The 18,482-nt window shown below is 67.4% G+C and carries 19 protein-coding genes; 8 read left to right on the top strand and 11 right to left on the bottom strand.

The window, feature by feature from the left end:
• The first annotated feature begins 87 nt into the window (after positions 1-87).
• Positions 88-279 (top strand): ferredoxin, encoded by a 192-nt coding sequence (locus Y900_RS09925; RefSeq protein WP_036346341.1) that lies wholly within the window; start codon positions 88-90, stop codon positions 277-279.
• A gap of 13 nt (positions 280-292) precedes the next feature.
• Positions 293-1,213, top strand: a complete 921-nt coding sequence (locus tag Y900_RS09920) for a 3-oxoacyl-ACP reductase (protein WP_036341700.1) — start codon at positions 293-295, stop codon at positions 1,211-1,213.
• Between the two features lie 16 nt (positions 1,214-1,229).
• Here the strand turns inward: Y900_RS09920 and Y900_RS09915 are convergent, their stop codons facing one another.
• Genes Y900_RS09915 through Y900_RS09895 form a run of 5 tightly spaced genes read right to left on the bottom strand, consistent with a single transcriptional unit; the run spans position 1,230 to position 4,105 of the window.
• Positions 1,230-2,687 (bottom strand): alpha,alpha-trehalose-phosphate synthase (UDP-forming), encoded by a 1,458-nt coding sequence (locus tag Y900_RS09915; protein ID WP_036341699.1) that lies wholly within the window; start codon positions 2,685-2,687, stop codon positions 1,230-1,232.
• A 3-nt stretch (positions 2,688-2,690) separates the two neighbouring features.
• Entirely contained in the window at positions 2,691-2,855 is a 165-nt protein-coding gene (locus Y900_RS31640) for a hypothetical protein (protein WP_109751046.1), read from the bottom strand.
• Positions 2,856-2,886: 31 nt separating this feature from the next.
• On the bottom strand, positions 2,887-3,330 hold the full coding sequence (locus Y900_RS32125) for a hypothetical protein (RefSeq protein WP_131536132.1): 444 nt from the start codon (positions 3,328-3,330) through the stop codon (positions 2,887-2,889).
• Positions 3,331-3,357: 27 nt separating this feature from the next.
• Complete coding sequence (locus tag Y900_RS09900) at positions 3,358-3,744, bottom strand: hypothetical protein (RefSeq protein WP_036341696.1); 387 nt, start codon at positions 3,742-3,744, stop codon at positions 3,358-3,360.
• Between the two features lie 52 nt (positions 3,745-3,796).
• Positions 3,797-4,105: a hypothetical protein gene (locus Y900_RS09895; protein WP_036341695.1), complete on the bottom strand. Its 309-nt coding sequence runs from the start codon at positions 4,103-4,105 to the stop codon at positions 3,797-3,799.
• A gap of 410 nt (positions 4,106-4,515) precedes the next feature.
• Here Y900_RS09895 and Y900_RS09890 point away from each other — a divergent pair, with 410 nt between their 5' ends.
• Complete coding sequence (locus Y900_RS09890; RefSeq protein ID WP_036341694.1) at positions 4,516-5,346, top strand: SDR family oxidoreductase; 831 nt, start codon at positions 4,516-4,518, stop codon at positions 5,344-5,346.
• Here Y900_RS09890 and Y900_RS09885 read toward each other — a convergent pair.
• Both Y900_RS09885 and Y900_RS09880 read right to left on the bottom strand, forming a co-directional pair.
• Positions 5,329-6,219, bottom strand: coding sequence for an NAD(P)-dependent oxidoreductase (locus Y900_RS09885; protein WP_036341693.1), 891 nt, complete (start codon positions 6,217-6,219; stop codon positions 5,329-5,331). The two genes, Y900_RS09890 and Y900_RS09885, sit on opposite strands and share 18 nt — an antisense overlap.
• Positions 6,220-6,250: 31 nt before the next feature.
• Positions 6,251-7,819: an LCP family protein gene (locus tag Y900_RS09880; protein WP_036341692.1), complete on the bottom strand. Its 1,569-nt coding sequence runs from the start codon at positions 7,817-7,819 to the stop codon at positions 6,251-6,253.
• Between the two features lie 138 nt (positions 7,820-7,957).
• Here Y900_RS09880 and Y900_RS09875 point away from each other — a divergent pair, with 138 nt between their 5' ends.
• Together Y900_RS09875 and Y900_RS09870 are read left to right on the top strand one after the other, a co-directional pair.
• Entirely contained in the window at positions 7,958-8,833 is an 876-nt protein-coding gene (locus Y900_RS09875) for an FAD binding domain-containing protein (protein ID WP_036341691.1), read from the top strand.
• Positions 8,826-9,308, top strand: coding sequence for a (2Fe-2S)-binding protein (locus Y900_RS09870; protein WP_036341690.1), 483 nt, complete (start codon positions 8,826-8,828; stop codon positions 9,306-9,308). Before Y900_RS09875 ends, Y900_RS09870 begins: the two co-directional genes overlap by 8 nt.
• Here the strand turns inward: Y900_RS09870 and Y900_RS09865 are convergent.
• Positions 9,305-11,623: a xanthine dehydrogenase family protein molybdopterin-binding subunit gene (locus Y900_RS09865; RefSeq protein ID WP_036341689.1), complete on the bottom strand. Its 2,319-nt coding sequence runs from the start codon at positions 11,621-11,623 to the stop codon at positions 9,305-9,307. The genes Y900_RS09870 and Y900_RS09865 overlap by 4 nt on opposite strands.
• A 102-nt stretch (positions 11,624-11,725) precedes the next feature.
• Positions 11,726-12,151, bottom strand: coding sequence for a YkvA family protein (locus Y900_RS09860; RefSeq protein ID WP_036341688.1), 426 nt, complete (start codon positions 12,149-12,151; stop codon positions 11,726-11,728).
• 17 nt (positions 12,152-12,168) lie between these two features.
• Between Y900_RS09860 and Y900_RS09855 the strand changes: the two genes are divergently transcribed.
• The 3 genes from Y900_RS09855 (at position 12,169) to Y900_RS09845 (ending at position 14,837) form a co-directional block, all read left to right on the top strand.
• Entirely contained in the window at positions 12,169-12,669 is a 501-nt protein-coding gene (locus Y900_RS09855) for a DUF427 domain-containing protein (RefSeq protein ID WP_036341687.1), read from the top strand.
• Between the two features lie 109 nt (positions 12,670-12,778).
• Positions 12,779-14,080: an ammonium transporter gene (locus tag Y900_RS09850; RefSeq protein WP_036341686.1), complete on the top strand. Its 1,302-nt coding sequence runs from the start codon at positions 12,779-12,781 to the stop codon at positions 14,078-14,080.
• Between the two features lie 82 nt (positions 14,081-14,162).
• Positions 14,163-14,837 (top strand): GAP family protein, encoded by a 675-nt coding sequence (locus tag Y900_RS09845; RefSeq protein WP_036341685.1) that lies wholly within the window; start codon positions 14,163-14,165, stop codon positions 14,835-14,837.
• A gap of 19 nt (positions 14,838-14,856) precedes the next feature.
• Here the strand turns inward: Y900_RS09845 and Y900_RS09840 are convergent, their stop codons facing one another.
• Positions 14,857-16,752, bottom strand: a complete 1,896-nt coding sequence (locus Y900_RS09840) for a zinc ribbon domain-containing protein (RefSeq protein ID WP_036346339.1) — start codon at positions 16,750-16,752, stop codon at positions 14,857-14,859.
• Positions 16,743-18,368: a S53 family peptidase gene (locus Y900_RS09835; RefSeq protein WP_051659991.1), complete on the bottom strand. Its 1,626-nt coding sequence runs from the start codon at positions 18,366-18,368 to the stop codon at positions 16,743-16,745. The genes Y900_RS09840 and Y900_RS09835 overlap by 10 nt, the downstream gene beginning before the upstream one ends.
• Positions 18,369-18,482 lie beyond the last annotated feature (114 nt).

The raw sequence follows: 18,482 nt of genomic DNA, 5'->3' as shown, positions 1-18,482 counted from the left end.
CCGTTAGGCCGGGATATGGATCGATCTGGTCGTATCGTGGTGCTGCGAACGCCCGGCCGTTGGGGTCTGTCAGCCAAGGAGGTTGTCATGCGAGTCGAAGTCGACCGTGATCGTTGTGAAGGTAACGCTGTCTGTGTGGGAATCGCGCCGGACCTCTTCGAACTGGACGACGAGGACTACGTGATCGTGACCAAGGATCCGATCCCCGCCGACCAGGAGGCGCTGGCCGAGCAGTCCATCGCCGAATGCCCTCGCGCAGCACTGACCCGCAAAGACTAGAGGTATTAGTAAGTTGACTGCAGAAGTGACCGGCGACGCCGCCGATCTGACCGGACGCGTCGCCGTGGTGACCGGTTCCGCCTCGGGCCTCGGCCGCGCCGAGGCCATCGGTCTGGCCCGCTCCGGCGCGACGGTCGTCGTCAATGACATGGCCAAGGCGCTCGATGAATCCGATGTTCTCGATGAGATCAGTGCCGCCGGCTCCAAAGGCGTCGCGGTCGCCGGCGACATCAGCCAGCGTTCGACCGCCGATGAGCTGGTGTCCTGCGCCGACTCACTCGGTGGACTGAGCATCGTCGTCAACAACGCCGGCATCACCCGCGACCGCATGCTGTTCAACATGTCCGACGAGGACTGGGACGCAGTCATCGCAGTGCACCTGCGCGGACACTTCCTGCTGACCCGCAACGCCGCCACATATTGGCGCAACCAGGCCAAGGACAACGGGGGATCGGTCTACGGCCGGATCATCAACACCACATCCGAAGCCGGGCTGTCGGGACCGATCGGCCAGGCCAACTACGGAGCCGCCAAGGCGGGCATCACGGCGCTGACGCTGACGGCGTCCCGCGCACTCGGCCGCTATGGTGTGCGGGCCAACGCGATCGCCCCGCGGGCGCGCACCGCGATGACCGCCGACGTATTCGGCGAGGCTCCTGATCTGGCCGAGGGTGAGGTCGATCCGCTGTCGCCCGAACACGTGGTGACACTCGTGCGCTTCTTGGCCTCGCCGGCCTCGGACAAGGTCAACGGACAGGTGTTCGTCGTGTACGGGCCGTCCGTCGCGTTGGTGGCTGCACCGACCACCGAGCATCAGTTCGATGCGGACGGGGCCGCGTGGGATCCGACGACACTGGGCGCCTCGATGGGGGCCTACTTTGCTGACCGCGATCCGGAGCGGACCTTCGGCGTGATGGGCCTGCTGCGCGACTGATCGGCCTCTGGGCTACTCACGCCTCGCCGGTGACGGGCTTACCTGCGAGCGCGTCCAGGAAGGACCGCGCCCAGCGATCGACGTCGTGGGCCAGCACCTGCCGCCGTAGCGCCCGCATCCGCCGCCGACCCTCCTCGGCAGTCTGGTTGAGCGCGGCTTCGATGGTGTCCTTGACGCCCTCGAGATCGTGCGGGTTGGTCAGGTAAGCCTGGCGGAGTTCCGCTGCGGCGCCGGTGAATTCACTCAAGACCAGGGCGCCGCCGAGATCACTGCGGCAGGCGACGTACTCCTTGGCGACCAGGTTCATGCCGTCGCGCAGCGGAGTCACCAACATGACGTCGGACGCCACGAAGAACGCGATCAATTCCTCACGCGGTACCGGCCGGTGGATGTAATGCACGACGGGATGGCCGACTTCACCGTATTCACCGTTGATGTGGCCGACCTGCTGCTCGATCTCGTTGCGCAGCACCCGATAACTCTCGACCCGCTCGCGGCTTGGGGTGGCGAGCTGCACCAGTACGGTGTCGTCGCGCTTCGCGCGTCCCTCGGCAAGCAACTCCGAAAACGCCCTGAGCCGAACGTCGATGCCCTTGGTGTAGTCGAGCCGATCCACGCCGAGCAGGATCTTGCGGGGGTTGCCGAGCTCGGCGCGAAGTTCCTTCGCTCGCTTACGAACGTCGCGGTTACGCGCCTTGCTGTCCAATTCGGCGGAATCGATCGAGATGGGAAACGCGCCGACCTTCACCGTGCGGAAGCCCAACTGCACTTCGCCGAACCGGGACCGCACCCCAACCGATGCCCGAGACGTGTTGGCACCGACCAGCCTTCGTGACAGAAACAGGAAGTTCTGGGCGCCACCGGGCAGATGGAAACCGACGAGATCGGCGCCCAGCAGACCTTCGATGATCTCGGTGCGCCACGGCATCTGCATGAACAGTTCCACCGGCGGGAACGGAATGTGCAGGAAGAACCCGATGGTCAGATCGGGGCGCAGCGTCCGCAGCATCTTGGGCACCAGTTGAAGCTGGTAGTCCTGAACCCAGACCGTGGCGCCTTCGGCGGCGGCCCGCGATGTGGCCTCGGCGAAGCGCCGGTTGACCTCGACGTAGCGATCCCACCACTCCCGGTGGTAGATCGGCTTGACGATCACATCGTGATACAGCGGCCACAGGGTGGCGTTGGAGAAACCCTCGTAGTACTCGGCGACATCCTCGGCGGACAGTCGCACCGGCACGAGCTGCATGTCGTCCTCGACGATGGGTTCCTCGGGGCCGTCGACAATGCCCGGCCAGCCGATCCACGCACCGCGCTGACGACGCAGCAATGGCTCCAGTGCGGTGACCAGACCACCCGGGCTGCGTTTCCACGTCATGCTGCCGTCGGGCAGCCGCTCCATGTCGATCGGCAGCCGGTTGGCGACCACCACGAAATCTGAATCTCCGGAGCGGGCGGCGTCCTTGCCCCCGGACACCGGTTACGCCTCGAGCTTTGAGGGCCCAATGCCGAGCATCGACAGGAAGACGCGGCACTCGTCGGCGTCATTCGCATAGGCCGCGACGACGCGACGGGCCTGGCGCGCCGTGCTGTCGGCCAGCGGCTCGACATCGTCGATATCCGTGGGATTTGTTTTTGCAGGCATTGCTCAACCTTAGCGAAGGGGCTTGGAGCCGCTACGGGCTCGAGGAAATGGTCGATCTGGGCTGGACGGCGACTTCGTCCTGGCTGGTCTCGTAGCACGCCGCCGACTCCCAATAGCCGGTGCACGGAGTGCCGTCGATGTTGGGAACCAAGTCGGCCCCGACTCCGGTGTCGGAGGTCGACGTCACGTCCTGGGTGGTCCGCGGCTGTAGATCGTCGAACGCCTGATCGCCGTTGGTGGTGGCCACCGCGGTCATGGCGGGTGTGCAGTTACCGGTCGACGGGTCCAGCGACTCACCCGATTGGCAACTCGCCGACCCTCCCGGCTGGGTATCCGCCGGCTGGGGCACCGGCACCGGCTGCGGCTCGGGAATCCCACCCGCGCCCTCGGCATGTGCCAGCGGAGCTGTGGCCACCGCAAGCGTGAACACGCCCGCGGTGAGCAGCTTTGTCACCAGGGTGAAGTGGATCGGCATCGTTGCCCTTTCTGATCTGCTCCCTGACTAGGGGCTAGATGAAATGCTCGAGTGCGGAGACACAGCCGGAACCTGGTTCTCCTGCAGACCGATGCACTGACCGGTGTTGGCGCCGGTGCACGGAATCCCCTGAACCTCGGGGAGGCTGCTGGAATCGCCCGGCGTCGAGTAGGTCACGTTACCGCCGTCGTTGGACGTCGTGGGGTAATTGCCGCCCGGCTGGTTGGGCACCAACTCCGGAATGCACTGATCGGTGTAGAGATCCTCGGACTCGCCGGCAGGGCATGCCATCACCGGACCCATCGGCGCGCCCGACGGCGCAGCGAGGAACGCGACTGCGGGCGCAGCCGCGATGGTGAGGCTGAACCCGCCGGCGAGGAGGATGCGGCGGCCGACTGAGGAGGAAATCGCCATACTTCACGCTTTCTTGAGAAGTTGATGGAGTTCCGAAGTCGGCCCTCCGTTTTTACGGACTGACGGTCGAGCGGGGTTGGACCACGGGAGCCTGCTGCTCTTGCTGCAATCCTATGCATTGACCAGTGTTTGCGCCTGTGCAAGGGATTCCCTGGACCTGCGGCAGGACGCCCTGGGGCCCCGCGGCGGGCTGCATTTCGCAGCCGCCGGTCGCCGGATTGACGGTCTGGCCGGGGGGACACACGGCGATCGTTGCGACGGACGGAACGGCGACGACGGCCAGCGCCGGGCCTGCCGTCACCGCGAGCGCGAAGCCGCCCGCGAGGGCCAAGCGCCGTTTTGCATTCTCGAAGTTAGCCATGATGGTGCCTTATGTTCGGTTTGCTGGGTGACCGTGGAGGCAGTGTATGGCTGGCCCCGCTGTGCCGCAGTTGTTCGGCCGTTTTATCGAAACCTCTTTTGGGGCTGTTAGGCCGGGGTCAATATTCGAGGCGGTTGTATTTCTCTTTGGCTCAAACGCTGATCACGGCATACGGTGACGATCGGTGAAAATGTAGGCACCGGAATATCGAAAGCCCGGGGAACGGAACCGAATCAATTCCCCGGCCGGTATTCGGCGCGGATTTCGGCCGGCTTGTCGTGTCTCGCGGAGCGCTGGACCGACTGCGCGCGGATGTTCGCTGGAAGCGGTGGTGGGACGGCCCCTTTGCGACGACGTGACGCCATGGTTCTATACGTAGAACCTGTTTCAGTTTTGCGTGAGGAGTCGGCGTGCAGCTCTCGTTCGAGGATCGGACGTACCTGGTCACCGGTGGTGGCAGCGGTATCGGCAAGGGGGTGGCGGAAGGGCTGGCCAAAGCCGGCGCCAACGTCATGATCATTGGCCGCGGTGCCGATCGGCTCGCCGCGACAGCCGAGGAGATCAACGCCGCCGCGCCGAGCGGCAGCGTCCGCTACGAGCCCGCCGACGTCACCAACGAGGACCAGATCGCCGCGGTGGTGGATGCCGCCACGGCGTGGAACGGCAGGCTGCACGGTGCGGTGCACTGCGCAGGCGGGTCGCAGACCATCGGCCCCATCACCCAGATGGACTCCGAAGCCTGGCGCGCCACGGTCGACCTCAACATCAACGGTTCGATGTACGTGCTCAAGCATGCGGCACGGCAGATGGTGCGTGGCGGCGGAGGATCCTTCGTCGGCATCTCCTCGATCGCCTCCAGTAACACCCACCGGTGGTTCGGGCCGTACGGCGTCACCAAGTCGGGTCTGGACCATCTGATCCAGCTGGCCGCCGACGAACTCGGGGCGTCCTGGGTGCGCGTCAACGGCATCCGGCCGGGCCTGATCCGGACCGAACTGGTGCAGATGGTTCTCGACTCACCCGAAATAAGCGGGGACTACGCCGAATGCACGCCGCTCCCGCGCCCCGGTGAGGTCGACGACGTTGCGAACGCGACACTGTTCCTGCTCAGCGATGCTGCCCAGTGGATCACCGGACAGATCATCGGCGTCGACGGCGGGCAGAACCTGCGCCGCGGGCCGGACTACTCGGCGATGCTCGAGCCGGCCTTCGGCGCCGACGGGCTACGCGGAGTGGTCTGAGGCTGCCGCGTCGCGCGCCGCCAGGCTGCCGACCGCAGACCAATCCAGGTGGTCCCCACCGGAGGCAAGCAGCCGCAGGAACCGGTCGCGCAGCAGGCTGGCGATCGGCAGCGGCACCCGCAGCTCCTCTGCCGCGGCCAGGACCAAACCAATGTCCTTGTGCCCCAACGGGGCGGCGAATCCGGCCGGCTCGAACTGTTCGCTGGCGATGAGCCCGCCGTAGGTCTTGTACACCGGCGCCGAGAACAGCGTCGACGTCAGGATGTCCAGATACTGATGCTTGTCGACCCCGCCGCGGTCCACCAGTGCCATTGCCTCGCCGAGCGACTCGATCACCGAGCCGATCAGGAAATTGCCGCTCAGCTTCACCAGGTTGGCGGCCGACGGATCCTCCGACACCACGAAGGTCCGCTGGCCGATCGCGTCGAAGACAGGCGTCATCGCGGCCACGGTGTCGGATGCGCCCGCGGTCACGACGAACAGGGCCGCCGCCGCGGCGGCTTCCGGACGGCCGAACACGGGCGCCGACACGAACTTGTGACCGGCGGCGGCGTGCGCTTCCGCGAGGTGTTTCGACAGGCCGATGCTGATCGTGCTGGAGGAGATGTGGACGGTGTCCTGGCCGGCCGAGCCGATGATGCCACCGTCGCCGAACGTCACCGCCGTCACCGCGTCGTCATTGGCGAGCATCGTCAGCACGACCTCGCCGCGGCACGCGTCGGACACGCTGTCGGCGGGCCGGGCCCCGACCGCCGCCAACTCGTCCACCTTCGCCCGAGATCGGTTGTAGACGGTCACGTCGTGACCGGCCTTGATCAGATTCGCGGCCATGCCCGCGCCCATGTTTCCCAGCCCGATGACTCCGATGCGCATGGCACCCAAGTTAGTCGACTCGGCACCAGCCTCAATTCACGCAGGGCACCTTGCCGCCGTCGATCGGAGCGCCCTGGTCCGGAGTGGGCGTGATCGTCATCTCCGACCAGCTGCGGGCCGTGGAGGTCGCGACGGTGTCCTCGGTCGGCGGCTGCTCCGGCGGAATGTCGTAGCCCTGGCCGAGAACCACCCGAATGTGGTCGGCGGCCACTGCTCCGGTGGCCTGCGGGGCGTTGTCCACACCCAGCAGCGTGGCCACCGACTGGGCATCGGTCTGCGCCCCGGCGCCGTAGGTGATCACCGTGTCGATCGGCTCGCCTGACTCGCGGTCGCGGACCTCACTGATCGTGAACTCGTGCTTGCCGAGCAGGCTTGCCGCCTGCGAGGCCAGCCCGGAGGTGTCGCTCGCGTTGACGATACTGACGACGGTGTGCGGATTCGGCGGCGGAAGTGGTTGAGGCGCAGCCGTAGTGGTCACCGCCGCCGAATCGCCGCCGATCGCTCTGGCGATCTCGGCACGGATCTTGGCCGGGTCTACGATGTTGACGTCCTGGCCGTTGATGGTGTCGTAGCGCACCACCGGCAGAGTTCGGAACTCGACGTCGCCGCCGGCCAGTGCCGCCATTCTGCGGAACTGGTCCTCACCCCAGCCCTGCGACAACACGATGTCCTGGCGGGCGACGTCCATCAGGCGCTTGAACTTGTCCAGATCGGTGAACGAGCCCGACTGCTGCAGCTCGCGCGAGACCGACAGGAGAAAGGCCTGCTGGCGATGGGTGCGGTCGAGGTCGCCGTTCTCCAGTCCGTGCCGCTGCCGCACGAACGCCAGTGCCTGCTCGGCATTGAGTCGTTGCGGGCCTGCCGGGAAATCGGCGCCGGAGTAGTCGTCGTGGACGGCGTGTTTGAGGCAGACATCCACGCCGCCCAGGCTGTCCGCCAGGTGGTAGAAGCTTGCGAGGTTGACCTCGGCGAAGTAGTCGATGGGCTGCCCGGTCAGGTTGCGGACGGCACGGATGGTCGCCTTGCGGCCGGCCTCTCGTCCCGCGCGCTCGAGTTCTTTGCGGTCGCCGACGCCCTCGTCGACCAGCTTCTGCTCGGTCTGGAATTTCGTCAGCCCGTAGGCCTCCTTGATCTTGATGTGGCTGTAGCCCTTGATCCCGCTGACGGCGACGTAGTCGTCGCGCGGTATCGAGAATGCGACGACGTGGTCATCGGCGCTGATATGCACCAGGATCAGGGTGTTGGTGTTGTAGCCGCCCGAGTCGGAGTCGCCGGCATGCAGCTTGTCGAGCACCTCGTCGGGCAGCTCGTTACCGTCTTGATCTTTCCGGGAGTCGAGTCCGATCAGCAGGATGTTCATCGCGCCACCGCTGGACCGGGGCTCGTCGGAGCCGAGCGCCTGAGACACCGTGATCCCGCTGAGTAGTCCGTGTGCTTGGGAGTACGCCAGCCCGGTGAGCGTCACCACGACCAGCGAGACCAGGCCGATCACGGTTTGGGAGATGATGCGCAGCACCCGCCGGCCGGTGTCGGACCGCTCTCGGTGACGGCCGCGGCGGTTGCCCGCGGCGGCCGCTCGTGAGGGCGGCGACGGATCCATGATCGACAGTATGCGGGCAATTGCTGGCGAGGCCCCAGCTAGGCCGCTGGCGCAGCGGACCCGAACGGTTCCGTCCGGGCCTTGCGCCGCCCGCTATGCTGAGCACATGCTCAGCATTTTCAGCCGTGGCGGCCGCCGATGAAGCCGGCGCCCTTCGACTATCACCGGCCCGACAGCGTCGCCGGCGCGACCCAGATGCTCAGCGAATTCGGTGACGACGCCAAGCTGCTCGGTGGCGGTCAGAGCCTGGTTCCGATGCTGTCGATGCGCCTGGCGTTCTTCGACAACCTGATCGACATCTCGCGCCTCGACGAGATGAAGGGCATCAAGGCCGACGGCGACTCCGTGTGGATCGGCGGTGGCACCACCCACGCGGTGGTTGGCGCCGACGAACAGGTGCGCACGAACGTGCCGTTGCTGACCAGGGCCACGCCGCTGATCGGGCACTTCCAGATTCGCAGCCGGGGCACCATCGGCGGGTCGATCGCCCATGCCGACCCGGCCGCCGAATACGGCGCCGTCGCCTTGGCTCTCGACGCCACGATCGAGGCGGTGTCGGCATCCGGGCGGCGCGAGATCCCGGCCGGCGAATTCTTCGCCGGGGTGTGGGAGACCGCGATGGCGCCCGACGAGGTGCTGGTGGGTCTGCGCTTCCCGGTCTGGTCCGGCCGGTGCGGCTTCGCGGTTGAGGAATTCGCCCGCCGACACGGCGATTTCGCGATCGCCGGTGCCGTGGCCGCCATCGAACTCGACCACGACGACACGGTTCGGCGCAGCGCCATCGGACTGCTGGGACTGTCCGCCACGCCGAGGCGGGCGTCCGCCGCCGAGGCGGCGATTGCCGGCCGCCCGGTCGGCGACATCACCGCCGAGGAGATCGGTGAGCTCGCTATGACTGGACTCGACGACATCCCGGCCGACCTGCAGGGTTCGGCCGGCTACCGGCGAAAGGTCGGGGCGGCCATGGCCGCCCAAGCCTGGCGCTCAGCGGTCAAGGAGGCCTTCGATGCATGAACGTCCGGTCCGGTTGTCCGTCAACGGAACTCCCTATGAGGCGACGGTCGAGCCGCGGCTGACCCTGGCCGACTTCCTGCGCGAGCGGTGCGGCCTGACCGGAACACACCTGGGATGCGAGCACGGGTCGTGCGGCGCATGCACGGTGTTGCTCGACGGGGCCGCGGTGCGGTCATGCCTGGTGTTCGCTGTGCAGGCCGAGGATGCCGAGGTCTCCACCGTCGAAGGAGTGGCCTCCGCCGACGGTGAACTGTCACCGGTACAGGCCGCCCTGCGTGACTGTCATGGACTGCAATGCGGTTTCTGCACACCGGGATTCGTCATGTCGATCACCGCGCTGCTGCGCGACAACCCGCATCCCACCGACGAGGAGATCCGCGAGGGCCTGTCGGGCAACTTCTGTCGCTGCACCGGCTACCAGGGCATCGTCAACGCGGTGCACCAAGCTGCGGAAAGCGGCGCGGCCGCAACCTAATCGGCCGCGGCCGCCTCGATCAGCGCGACGATCTTTGACGGCGTGGCAGGCAACGTCGTGACGGTGACCCCGAGTGGGGCCAGGGCGTCATTGATCGCGTTGATCACCGCGGGGGTGGAGCCGATGGCGCCGCCCTCGCCGCATCCTTTGTAGCCGCCGACGCCGGGGCTGGGCACCTCGACGTGCCCGTATTCGATCGGCGGCACCTCGGTCGCGGTGGGCAGCAGGTAGTCGACAAACGTGGTGGACAACGGATTTCCCTCGTCGTCGTACACCAGGTTCTCCAACAGTGCCCCGCCGATGCCCTGCACGGTGCCGCCGGCGATCTGCCCCTCGACGATATTGGGGTTGATCATCGGGCCGACGTCCTCGCTGACGATGTAGCGGGTCAGCGTGACCCGGCCGGTGGTGACGTCCACCTCGCAGGTGCAGGCGTGAGTGGCGTTGGCCCAGTGGATCATCGTCTGCGAGGTGAATCGCGCGGTGGCCTCCAGCGTGGCCGCCATCCCGGGCGCGAGCTGTTGGGGCTCGTAATAGGACCGGTAGGCCAGATCGGCGAAACGCACACTCTTGGAGGAATCTTCGCGGGAGGTGGCCTTCGAGTTGGCCAGCTCGATATCGTCCTCCGGCACGCCCAGCACGTGGGCCGCCATCGCCACCAACTGGGCTCGCAGAATCGTGCCCGCTTCGTTGACCGCACCTGCGGTCATCGGTCCGCTGCGGCTGCCCTGGGTGCCTGCGCCGTACGGCGTCACCGCGGTGTCGCCCTGAATCGTCGACACGTCGGCGATATCGGCGCCGAGCGCGTCGGCGGTCAGTTGCACGACGGTGGTCTCGATGCTGTTGCCGCTGGACCCGCCGTTCACGTACACGTTGATCTTGCCGGTCGGCTCCATCCGGATGGTGCATCCCTCGGTGGCCAGGTGTCCTGTCGCTGCACCGGTCGGCTCGATGTACGCGGAGAATCCGAGCCCGAGGTAGCGCCCCTGCGCCAGCGCCTCGGCCTGCTCCTTGCGGAAGCCCTCGTGGTCGAGGATCTTGACGGCCTGCTCGAAGGTCTCCATCGGCGCGACGTGGTCGTACGGCATGCCGTTGGGGTTGAAGAACGGCATCTCGTCGCGGCGCAGCAGATTCTTGCGTCGCAGCTCGACCGGATCGATGCCCATCTTGCGGGCTGCGATGTCGAGAAGTATTTCCCGCGTGAGGGTTTCGTACTGCCAGGGTCCGCGGTAGGCGGCCAGACCGCTGGTGTTGGTGAACACCGTCTTGTAGTTGAAGCTCGACTTGGGCACCCGGTAGGGGCCGGGAAAGAACATTCCGATCGCGGCGGTCGTCAGCACCGGGTACGGGGTGGGGTAGGCGCCGATGTCCTGGATGAAGTCGATATCGACGGCGGTGATAGCGCCGTCGGCGTCGAATGCCATTCGCGCGCGGCCGTCGACGTGACGGGCCTGCCCGGCCGACATCAGGTTCTCGCGGCGGTCTTCGATCCACTTCAGCGGTGCGGAGACCTTGCGTGCGGCCAACAGGATGCACATGTCCTCCCGCATCGGGACGACCTTCTGGCCGAAACCACCGCCGGTGTCCCGGGCGATCACCCGCACGCCCTGGGCCGGGATGCCGAGCAGCCGGGCGGCGAAGGCACGCAATTCGTGCGGCGTCTGGGTGGAGGCCCACAAGGTGAGCTCCTGTGTCGCGGCGACCCATTCGACGACCAGCCCGCGGGTTTCGATCGGCACCGGCACGTGGGTCTGCTGATAGATCCGTTCGTCGGCGACATAGGCGGCCGCGGCGAACGCCTCTTCGTCGGGCGGCGCCCCGGCCAGGCCGCCGGCGACGTTGTCGGGGTAGGCCTCGTGGACCACCGCCTCGTGACCCACGGCCCTGGTGAAATCGGCGATCGCGGGCAGCGGGTCGTAGTCGACGTCGATCAGTTCGAGGGCGTCCTCGGCGAGGTAGCGGTTCTCGGCGATCACGATCGCAATGGGGTCTCCGACGAACTTCACCTCGCCCTCGGCTAGCGGCGGGCGCGGCGTGTCCGCGACGTCCTTGCCGGCCACCGCGTGCCACGCCTCGTGGACGTCGCCGTTGAGATCGGCCGCGGTGAGGACCGCATGCACACCGGGCATGGAAACGGCTGCCGAGGTGTCGATGCTGTTGATCCGGGCGCGCGCGAACGGGCTGCGCACGAAGCAGGCGTGCAGCATGCCGGGCCGGACGACGTCGTCGACATAGGTGCCGTGTCCGGTGAGCAGGCGAGTGTCCTCGACCCGCGGGACACGGGTTCCCGCGTAGCGGGTGGCTGGTGCGGCCATGGCGTTCGCTCCAATGCGTCGTCGACGAGCCGGACGCGACAGCGCTAAGCAGTCGCTCAGCAGAGCGTACCGAAGGAGGCGGTGATCGTCACCGAGGGTTGGTCAAACCGGCTCGGGCAACCTGCACAACCGGCGCAGCGCGGCCAGTCCGTCGGGCGTCCCCGGCCAGTGCCTCGCCAGCGCCTCCTGCCCCGCGGTTCGGGTGACCCAGCGCAGCGCGAGGGCCGTGATGATCACGTCGTCGGCGTAGCCGAGCACCGGGATGAAGTCGGGAATCAGGTCGATGGGCGAGGCCAGAAATATCAGCACGCCGGCGAGAACGACGCGGATGCGGCGCGGCAACTGCCGGTCGGCGACCAGCCGTTTGAGCAACCGCACCGTGTCGGGCAGCAGGCGGAGCAGGTCGGAGACGCCGACCTGGTCGGGCTTGGTGACCCACAGTGTGATCGCCAGGACCAGCCACGCCACGACCAGGGCGGTGGCGAGCGAGACCGGAATCAGCCACCAGTCACCCATCACGCCGTCCATCTTCGTATCGTCGAAGCATGAACGTGTGGCCGACACCGGAGCAGGCAGGACCTGGCCAGGAATCAGTGTGGGATTACCCGCGTCCGCCGCGGCTGGAGCCGTTCGCGGGCACGATCACCGTGGAACTCGGCGGCCGCGTGATCGCCTCCACCACGCGCAGCTGGCGAGTGCTCGAGACCAGCCATCCGCCGACCTACTACCTGCCTCGCGAAGCCTTCGAGGACGGCGTCCTGCGCGATGCGCCGGGAGCGTCGATGTGTGAGTGGAAAGGCCAGGCGCGCTACTACGACCTGGTGGCCGGCGATGCGGTGGCGTCGAGGGCCGCGTGGACCTATCCCCGGCCGACGCCTCCCTTCGCCGAGATCGCCGGGGCCATCGCCGTGATGGCCAGCATGGTGGACCGGTGCACCGTCGACGGCGAGACCGTCGTGCCCCAACCGGGCGGGTTCTACGGCGGCTGGATCACCAGCCGGGTGGTCGGTCCGTTCAAGGGAATCCCCGGCTCGATGGGGTGGTAGTAGCGGCTCAACCGCTTGTGAGGTCGGCGAAACACGTCCGAAACACAATCGCCGCACCGCCGAAACTTCGCGCCGACATTCTCGTCGAGACCGTCGAAGGAGCCGGACTTTGCAAGCGATCGATCCTGCCGCCACCGCGTGGCTGCTGGCCAGCACAGCGCTCGTCCTGTTGATGACACCGGGACTGGCCATCTTCTACGGCGGCATGGTCCGCACGACCGGTGTGCTCAACATGATCATGATGAGCTTCATCGCCATCCCGCTGGTCACCGTGGCCTGGCTGCTATTCGGCTACACGCTGGCGTTCTCCGGAACCAGCCTCGGCGGCGTGATCGGCGACCTGTCGCACATCGGGATGGCCGGAATCGGCCCCGGCACCGTGCACGGCCAGGTTCCCGAACTGCTCTACTCCACCTTCCAGCTCAGCTTCGCGATCATCACCGCCGCGCTGATCAGCGGCGCGATCGCCGACCGGGCAAAGTTCGCCGCCTGGATGATCTTCGTGCCGGTCTGGTCGATCGTGGTGTATGCCGTTGTCGCGCACTGGGTCTGGGCGCCCGGCGGCTGGCTCTTCAAGCTCGGGGTGCTCGACTACGCCGGCGGCCTCGTCGTCGAGATCGTCTCCGGGTCCTCCGCCCTGGCCCTGGCCCTGGTATTGGGTCCGCGCATCGGGTTCAAGGTCGACGCGATGCGTCCGCACAACCTGCCCTTCGTTCTGCTGGGCGTCGGACTGCTGTGGTTCGGCTGGTTCGGCTTCAACGCCGGATCCGCCCTCGCCGCCAACGGCACGGCGGCGGCCATCTTCCTCAACACATTGGTGGCCGGTTGCCTGGGCATGCTCGGTTGGTTGTCGGTCGAGCAGATCCGCGACGGCCGCCCCACGACGTTCGGTGCGGCCTCCGGCGTCGTCGCGGGGCTGGTCGCGATCACACCGTCGTGCGGCACCGTGAACACCCTCGGCGCCGCGATCGTCGGGGTGGCGGCGGGCGTGGTGTGTTCGTTCGCGATCGGCCTGAAATTCAGGTTCGGCTACGACGACTCGCTCGACGTGGTCGGTGTGCACTTCGTCGGCGGCGTGGTCGGGGTGCTGCTGATCGGCTTCCTGGCCACCGCGGTGATGACCGGCGGGCCGCAGGGCCTCTTCTATGGCGGCGGACTGGCTCAATTGGGCAAGCAGGCGGTCGCGATGGTCGTGGTGGCGGCGTACGCGTTCATCATGTCGTTCGCGCTCGCCAAGCTCATCGATCGCACGATCGGCTTCCGGCTCAGTCCCGAGGACGAGACGGCGGGGGTGGACTTCACCCAGCACGCCGAAACCGCGTACGCCGAGGGCGTTCACGGGCATCAGCCTCTGCGGCGCCCGCTGTTCGGCGACCCGAGGCCGCGATCGGACACCGCCGACGAGGACTGACCGCCCTCGAATTACGCTGCGCGCAAGGCTGTCGCCGGCGGCCCGGACTGCGTAACTTGGCGCTGCTGACCGGAGGTGATGGGTGTCGGGTGACTGGGCTGCGGTGTCCGCCGGGCTGATACCGCTGGCATTGGTGGTCGCCCTTTCCCCGATCTCGATACTGCCCGCCCTGCTGCTGGTGCTGTATTCAACGCGCCCCCGCGCCGCGGGACTGGCGTTCGCGGCCGGCTGGGTGACCGGTCTGACGGTGTTGACGGTGCTGTTCCTCAACGTTCCCAGGCTCCTGGGCGGCTCGGCCGAGACGTCGTCGGTGTGGCAGTTGAGACTGCGGCTGGTCGGCGGTGCCGTACTGATCGTGACCGGCGTGTGGTTGTGGTTGCGGCGAAAGAAAGCGGTGCGATCGTCGAATTGGCTCGACGCCATCGGCAGGTGGTCCCCGGTCCGCACCACGACGATCGGAGTGGCGTTCGGAGTTCTCAACCCGAAGATCATCGTCGCCTGTGCCGCAGCGGGTTTGGCGATCGACGCGGCCACGCTCGGGCCGGCCGCCCAAGTTGCCGCGGTGGGGTGCTTCGTGGCCGTCGCGGGTTCGGGAACGCTGCTGCCGGTGCTGGCCCACGCGGTGGCGGCCAAGCGATTCGACCGACCGCTGGAGCGGTTGCGGGCGTGGATACAGCGCCGCCAAGCCGAGATCAGTGCGGTCGCGCTGGTGGTCATCGGTGCGGTGCTGCTGCTCACCGGAACGTTCGGCCGCTGACCGGCGGACGGCTCATCGGTCAGCGAGCCGGATCGCCCTGCCAGGAGAAGCTGTTGACGTATTTGTCCAAGTCCATCGCGAGTTCCAGGTTGGCGCTCGCCGGCCGGCCGGGGCCGAACGTCGGGCTGAACTCGCGGTAGGGACCGATGGCGCCGGCGATCAGCGCCAGGTCGTGCTTGACCGCGACGAGGATCACCAGCCGCAGATGCCGGTAACTGGCGTCGCCGTCCTGCGGCCAGATGTCGGCGACCTCGCCGTAGCCGACCTGGTAGCCGACCATCGCGTTCGGGATCTCGTAGGCCGTTCGGGCGTCCGGATAGCGCGCCGCCAGAAACGCCTCGGCGACCTCTCTGGCCGACTTTCCGCCGGCCGGGATGCCCCACAGCTTCATCGTGCCGCCGTCCCCGCCGGTGAACTGTGCCGCCACGCCGTCGTCGGCGAAGGAGAGATCGTAGGCCGAGCCGGGTGCGGGGTAGGACACCGAGAACCGGCCGTCGGCAGCGGTGAACCGGGGCAGCGCCGCGACTGGCGTTCCGGTGGGCGGCCGACCGCAATCCGGCGGGCAGTTGTAGACGACAGCCGGCTCCGCGATGCTTGCAGACAGTGCGATCAGCGGTGTCGTGATCACCACGATCACCACGAGCCACGAGCTGAGTACACGGGTACTCGACGTGCGGGACAACGGCGGGGACGTGTATGTCCGCGCATCCACCGAGTAGCCCGGCCAGAGCTCGGCCGCCGCGTCGGTCTGCGCTCCTGCCGTCGGGATGACCGCGCGCCGGTCGGCTAGGGACTTGGCCGATGACGCGTGGTTTGCCGCACCGCAGGACGGACAGAACGCCATCTCGGGCACCACGTTTCGGCAGTGCAGACACAGCAGCGGCTTGCCGCGCGCGGGATCGGGCTGCTCGTGCAGCAGGGTGAGTTGCAGACCGAGGCGCAGTGCGAGCAGCGCGACCAACGCCATCGCGATGTGCAGGGCGAGCATCTTCTCCTGCGCAAGGCCGGCCACGTCGGTGATGCCGACGATCGCGTAGACCCCCAACACGATCACCCCGAAGATCGTCAAGGCGGCAACCACCAGCGATCGGCGCAACCGGACCGCACCGCCCGGGCGCTTGAACCACAGTGCGGCACCGATCAATCCGCCGGCGCAGGCCGCGGTGAGCGGTATGGCCAGCCCACGGATACCGGCCTCCACCAGCAGCCACTCCACCGGCCGGTTCTTGGCGACGGTGGCGGCCGCGAATTGCGGTGCAAGCCGGGTGAACGTCGCGGCCGCGGTGAAGCTCAGGGCCGAGAGGACGCCTATCACAAAGCCGCTCAACGATTCCCGCGCCCCGGGCCGCAGCAGCCGAACCGCAACCGCGGGAACCATCATCAGTAGGGCGCCGCCCTCCGCGACCCCGAGCCCGTCGCGCAGCACTCGGTGCCCCGCGATACCGGCATCGAATGGCGCCCCCGTTTCCCGAATCACCAGATCACCCGTCACGAAAACCCAGCCGACGCCCATCGCGATCCCCAACACGACGGTGATCACCAGCGCACTGCGCGAAATGTCGCGGTAGATCCCGGACTGATGCCGGTAGATCGCGAACAGCAAGGGCAGGCCGAGTGCCGAGACGGTCACCAAGGCGCCAGGCAGAGCCAACTGGATGGCGACCGCCATCGCCACGATGATGAGGACCAGACCCAGATTGAATGGTGTGCGGGAGAATTGACTCAGGTGCGGGAACAGCGAACTGGCGATCGCCGGCCGCAACACGTGCTCGTCGGGCGCGGCGCAGAATGCGCGTGGGCGCAACCACCGCGGGCCATCCCCGGGCTGCGGATTCAGCTGCGCACCACAAGTTCCGCAGAACACCCCGGCGGGCACCGCGGTGCCGCACACCGGGCACGCCATGCTCAGCCGCATCCGGCACCGCATTTCTGCAGCGCCAGAATGTCGCGCGCCAAATGATCGAGATCAGGAGTTCCCAGTCCTGTCACGAGGTCATAGCCCGGGCCCGCGTCATCGACGGCATTGCCGCCCAGGGTGACGTCATGGAAAGCGGGAAGCCTTGCGCCCTGGGCGATCTCGTACAAAAGGGGATTCAACTCCCCGATGGGGCCGCCTCCGTTGCGCCGAAGATAGTCGTTCATAAGCGCTGTCATCCCGGCCCAGATCGGCGCGGCGAGTGAGGTGCCGCCACCCATGACGTGCTGGCGCCGAAAGACGATGCGGACACCGGTGTAAGGGTCAGCGACTGCCGCGATGTCCGGGGTGAGTCGCCGCCCGGGCGGAGCCGCTACGCGTAGCCCCGTCTGCCACGGTGGCCGCTCGAACAGGTTGGACACCCCACCGCCCGTGCCATGGGAGATAGCGGGTGCGAACCACGACTGTTCGGCCAGCCAACGCCCGCCGGCGTCGGTGGACAACGTGGTCCCGCCGACATCGGTCATCTCGGGCAGAGAGGCCACCGAATCCAGGCCGACATCCTCGGGTGACGGTGGCGAGGACCAGTTGTGGCCACCCTTGCACTCCAGCCCGGCGAGGTCGCCGCTGGCGTTGAACGCGGTGCTGCCATGCCGCAGTGCGGCCCGCAGTGCGGAACGGGCCGGGATCAGGTCTGCCGCGGTCGCGACCTTGTCGCATCCCCAGCCGATCGAAAAGCTCCATACGGCACCGGGATAACGACGATCCGCCTCTTCCATCAAGGCACCGATCTTCTGATAGGTGGCGTCGCCGGACACCGTGCCGCGGGCGTTGACCAATACGGTCTTGGCGTCGGGCGCCACGGCATGGATGGCTTCCAGGTCCATGGTCGCTTCGCCGCTGCGCTGAGATGGCATGTCGCCCATAAGTTCTGGGGTGAACTTGGGCAAGTCGAAAGCGGACGCGAACATGTCGAGGTCTTCTTGGTCGAACCCGTCGAAGGCGAACACCAGAACTGTCGAACCATGTCCGGTGTAGCCGCTTTCGCGCAGCGGCGCAGCGTTGTAGGTGCGGAGCAACGCGGCAGGCCCGAGCCCCTTATCGGGCACGTCCAGCGGCACGATGACCGGCACCGATTCGTTGTGCGGGACGTATCCGAGGATGCGGCCGAGCTCGGTCACATCGCCCACAACCGGTGCGGGGACGGCTGGCTGCTGCGGCGAGGCGTAGAAGACCTGGCCGGTTGGTCTGCGAAAGTCGTGAACCGCTACGGCGAACGCGAGGCCGATCGCGGGGGCCGCGCCGGTCACCGTGGCCCAGCGGTCACCGGGGCGCCAGCGCACCGACAGTGCGTGCTGCCGTGCCCAGTCGATCAGTGTCGCGGGTCGGGAATCGTCCCGAAGCCCGGCCACCAGCTGGACCGCACCTGCGCCGGATGGACCCAGGTCGGTGGATGCCGACAGCAGCGTTGCATACGGACCGCTGATAGCGCCGGGCAGGGCAGGGGTCCGGCCGGACGGGATGACCGAATACGCAAGGGCGACAAGGGTCGCGGCGACAGCGACGAGCGAGATCCACGTCGCCCGACTGGCGCTTCGTGTCCGGATTGACCTCATGGGCATCGTCGCCGCACCCCCGATTCGTCGGAGAATATCAGCGGGAGTGCGATGGGATGGTGATGTCGGGAAGGTTGCGTGCGGGCGAACATCTGCTTACGCGGAGGGGGGAAT

The organism is Mycolicibacterium aromaticivorans JS19b1 = JCM 16368 (genome assembly GCF_000559085.1).
GTDB lineage: Bacteria > Actinomycetota > Actinomycetes > Mycobacteriales > Mycobacteriaceae > Mycobacterium > Mycobacterium aromaticivorans.
The sequence above is the reverse complement of the archived record's forward strand: the minus strand, read 5'-3'. Positions and strand labels throughout refer to the sequence as shown.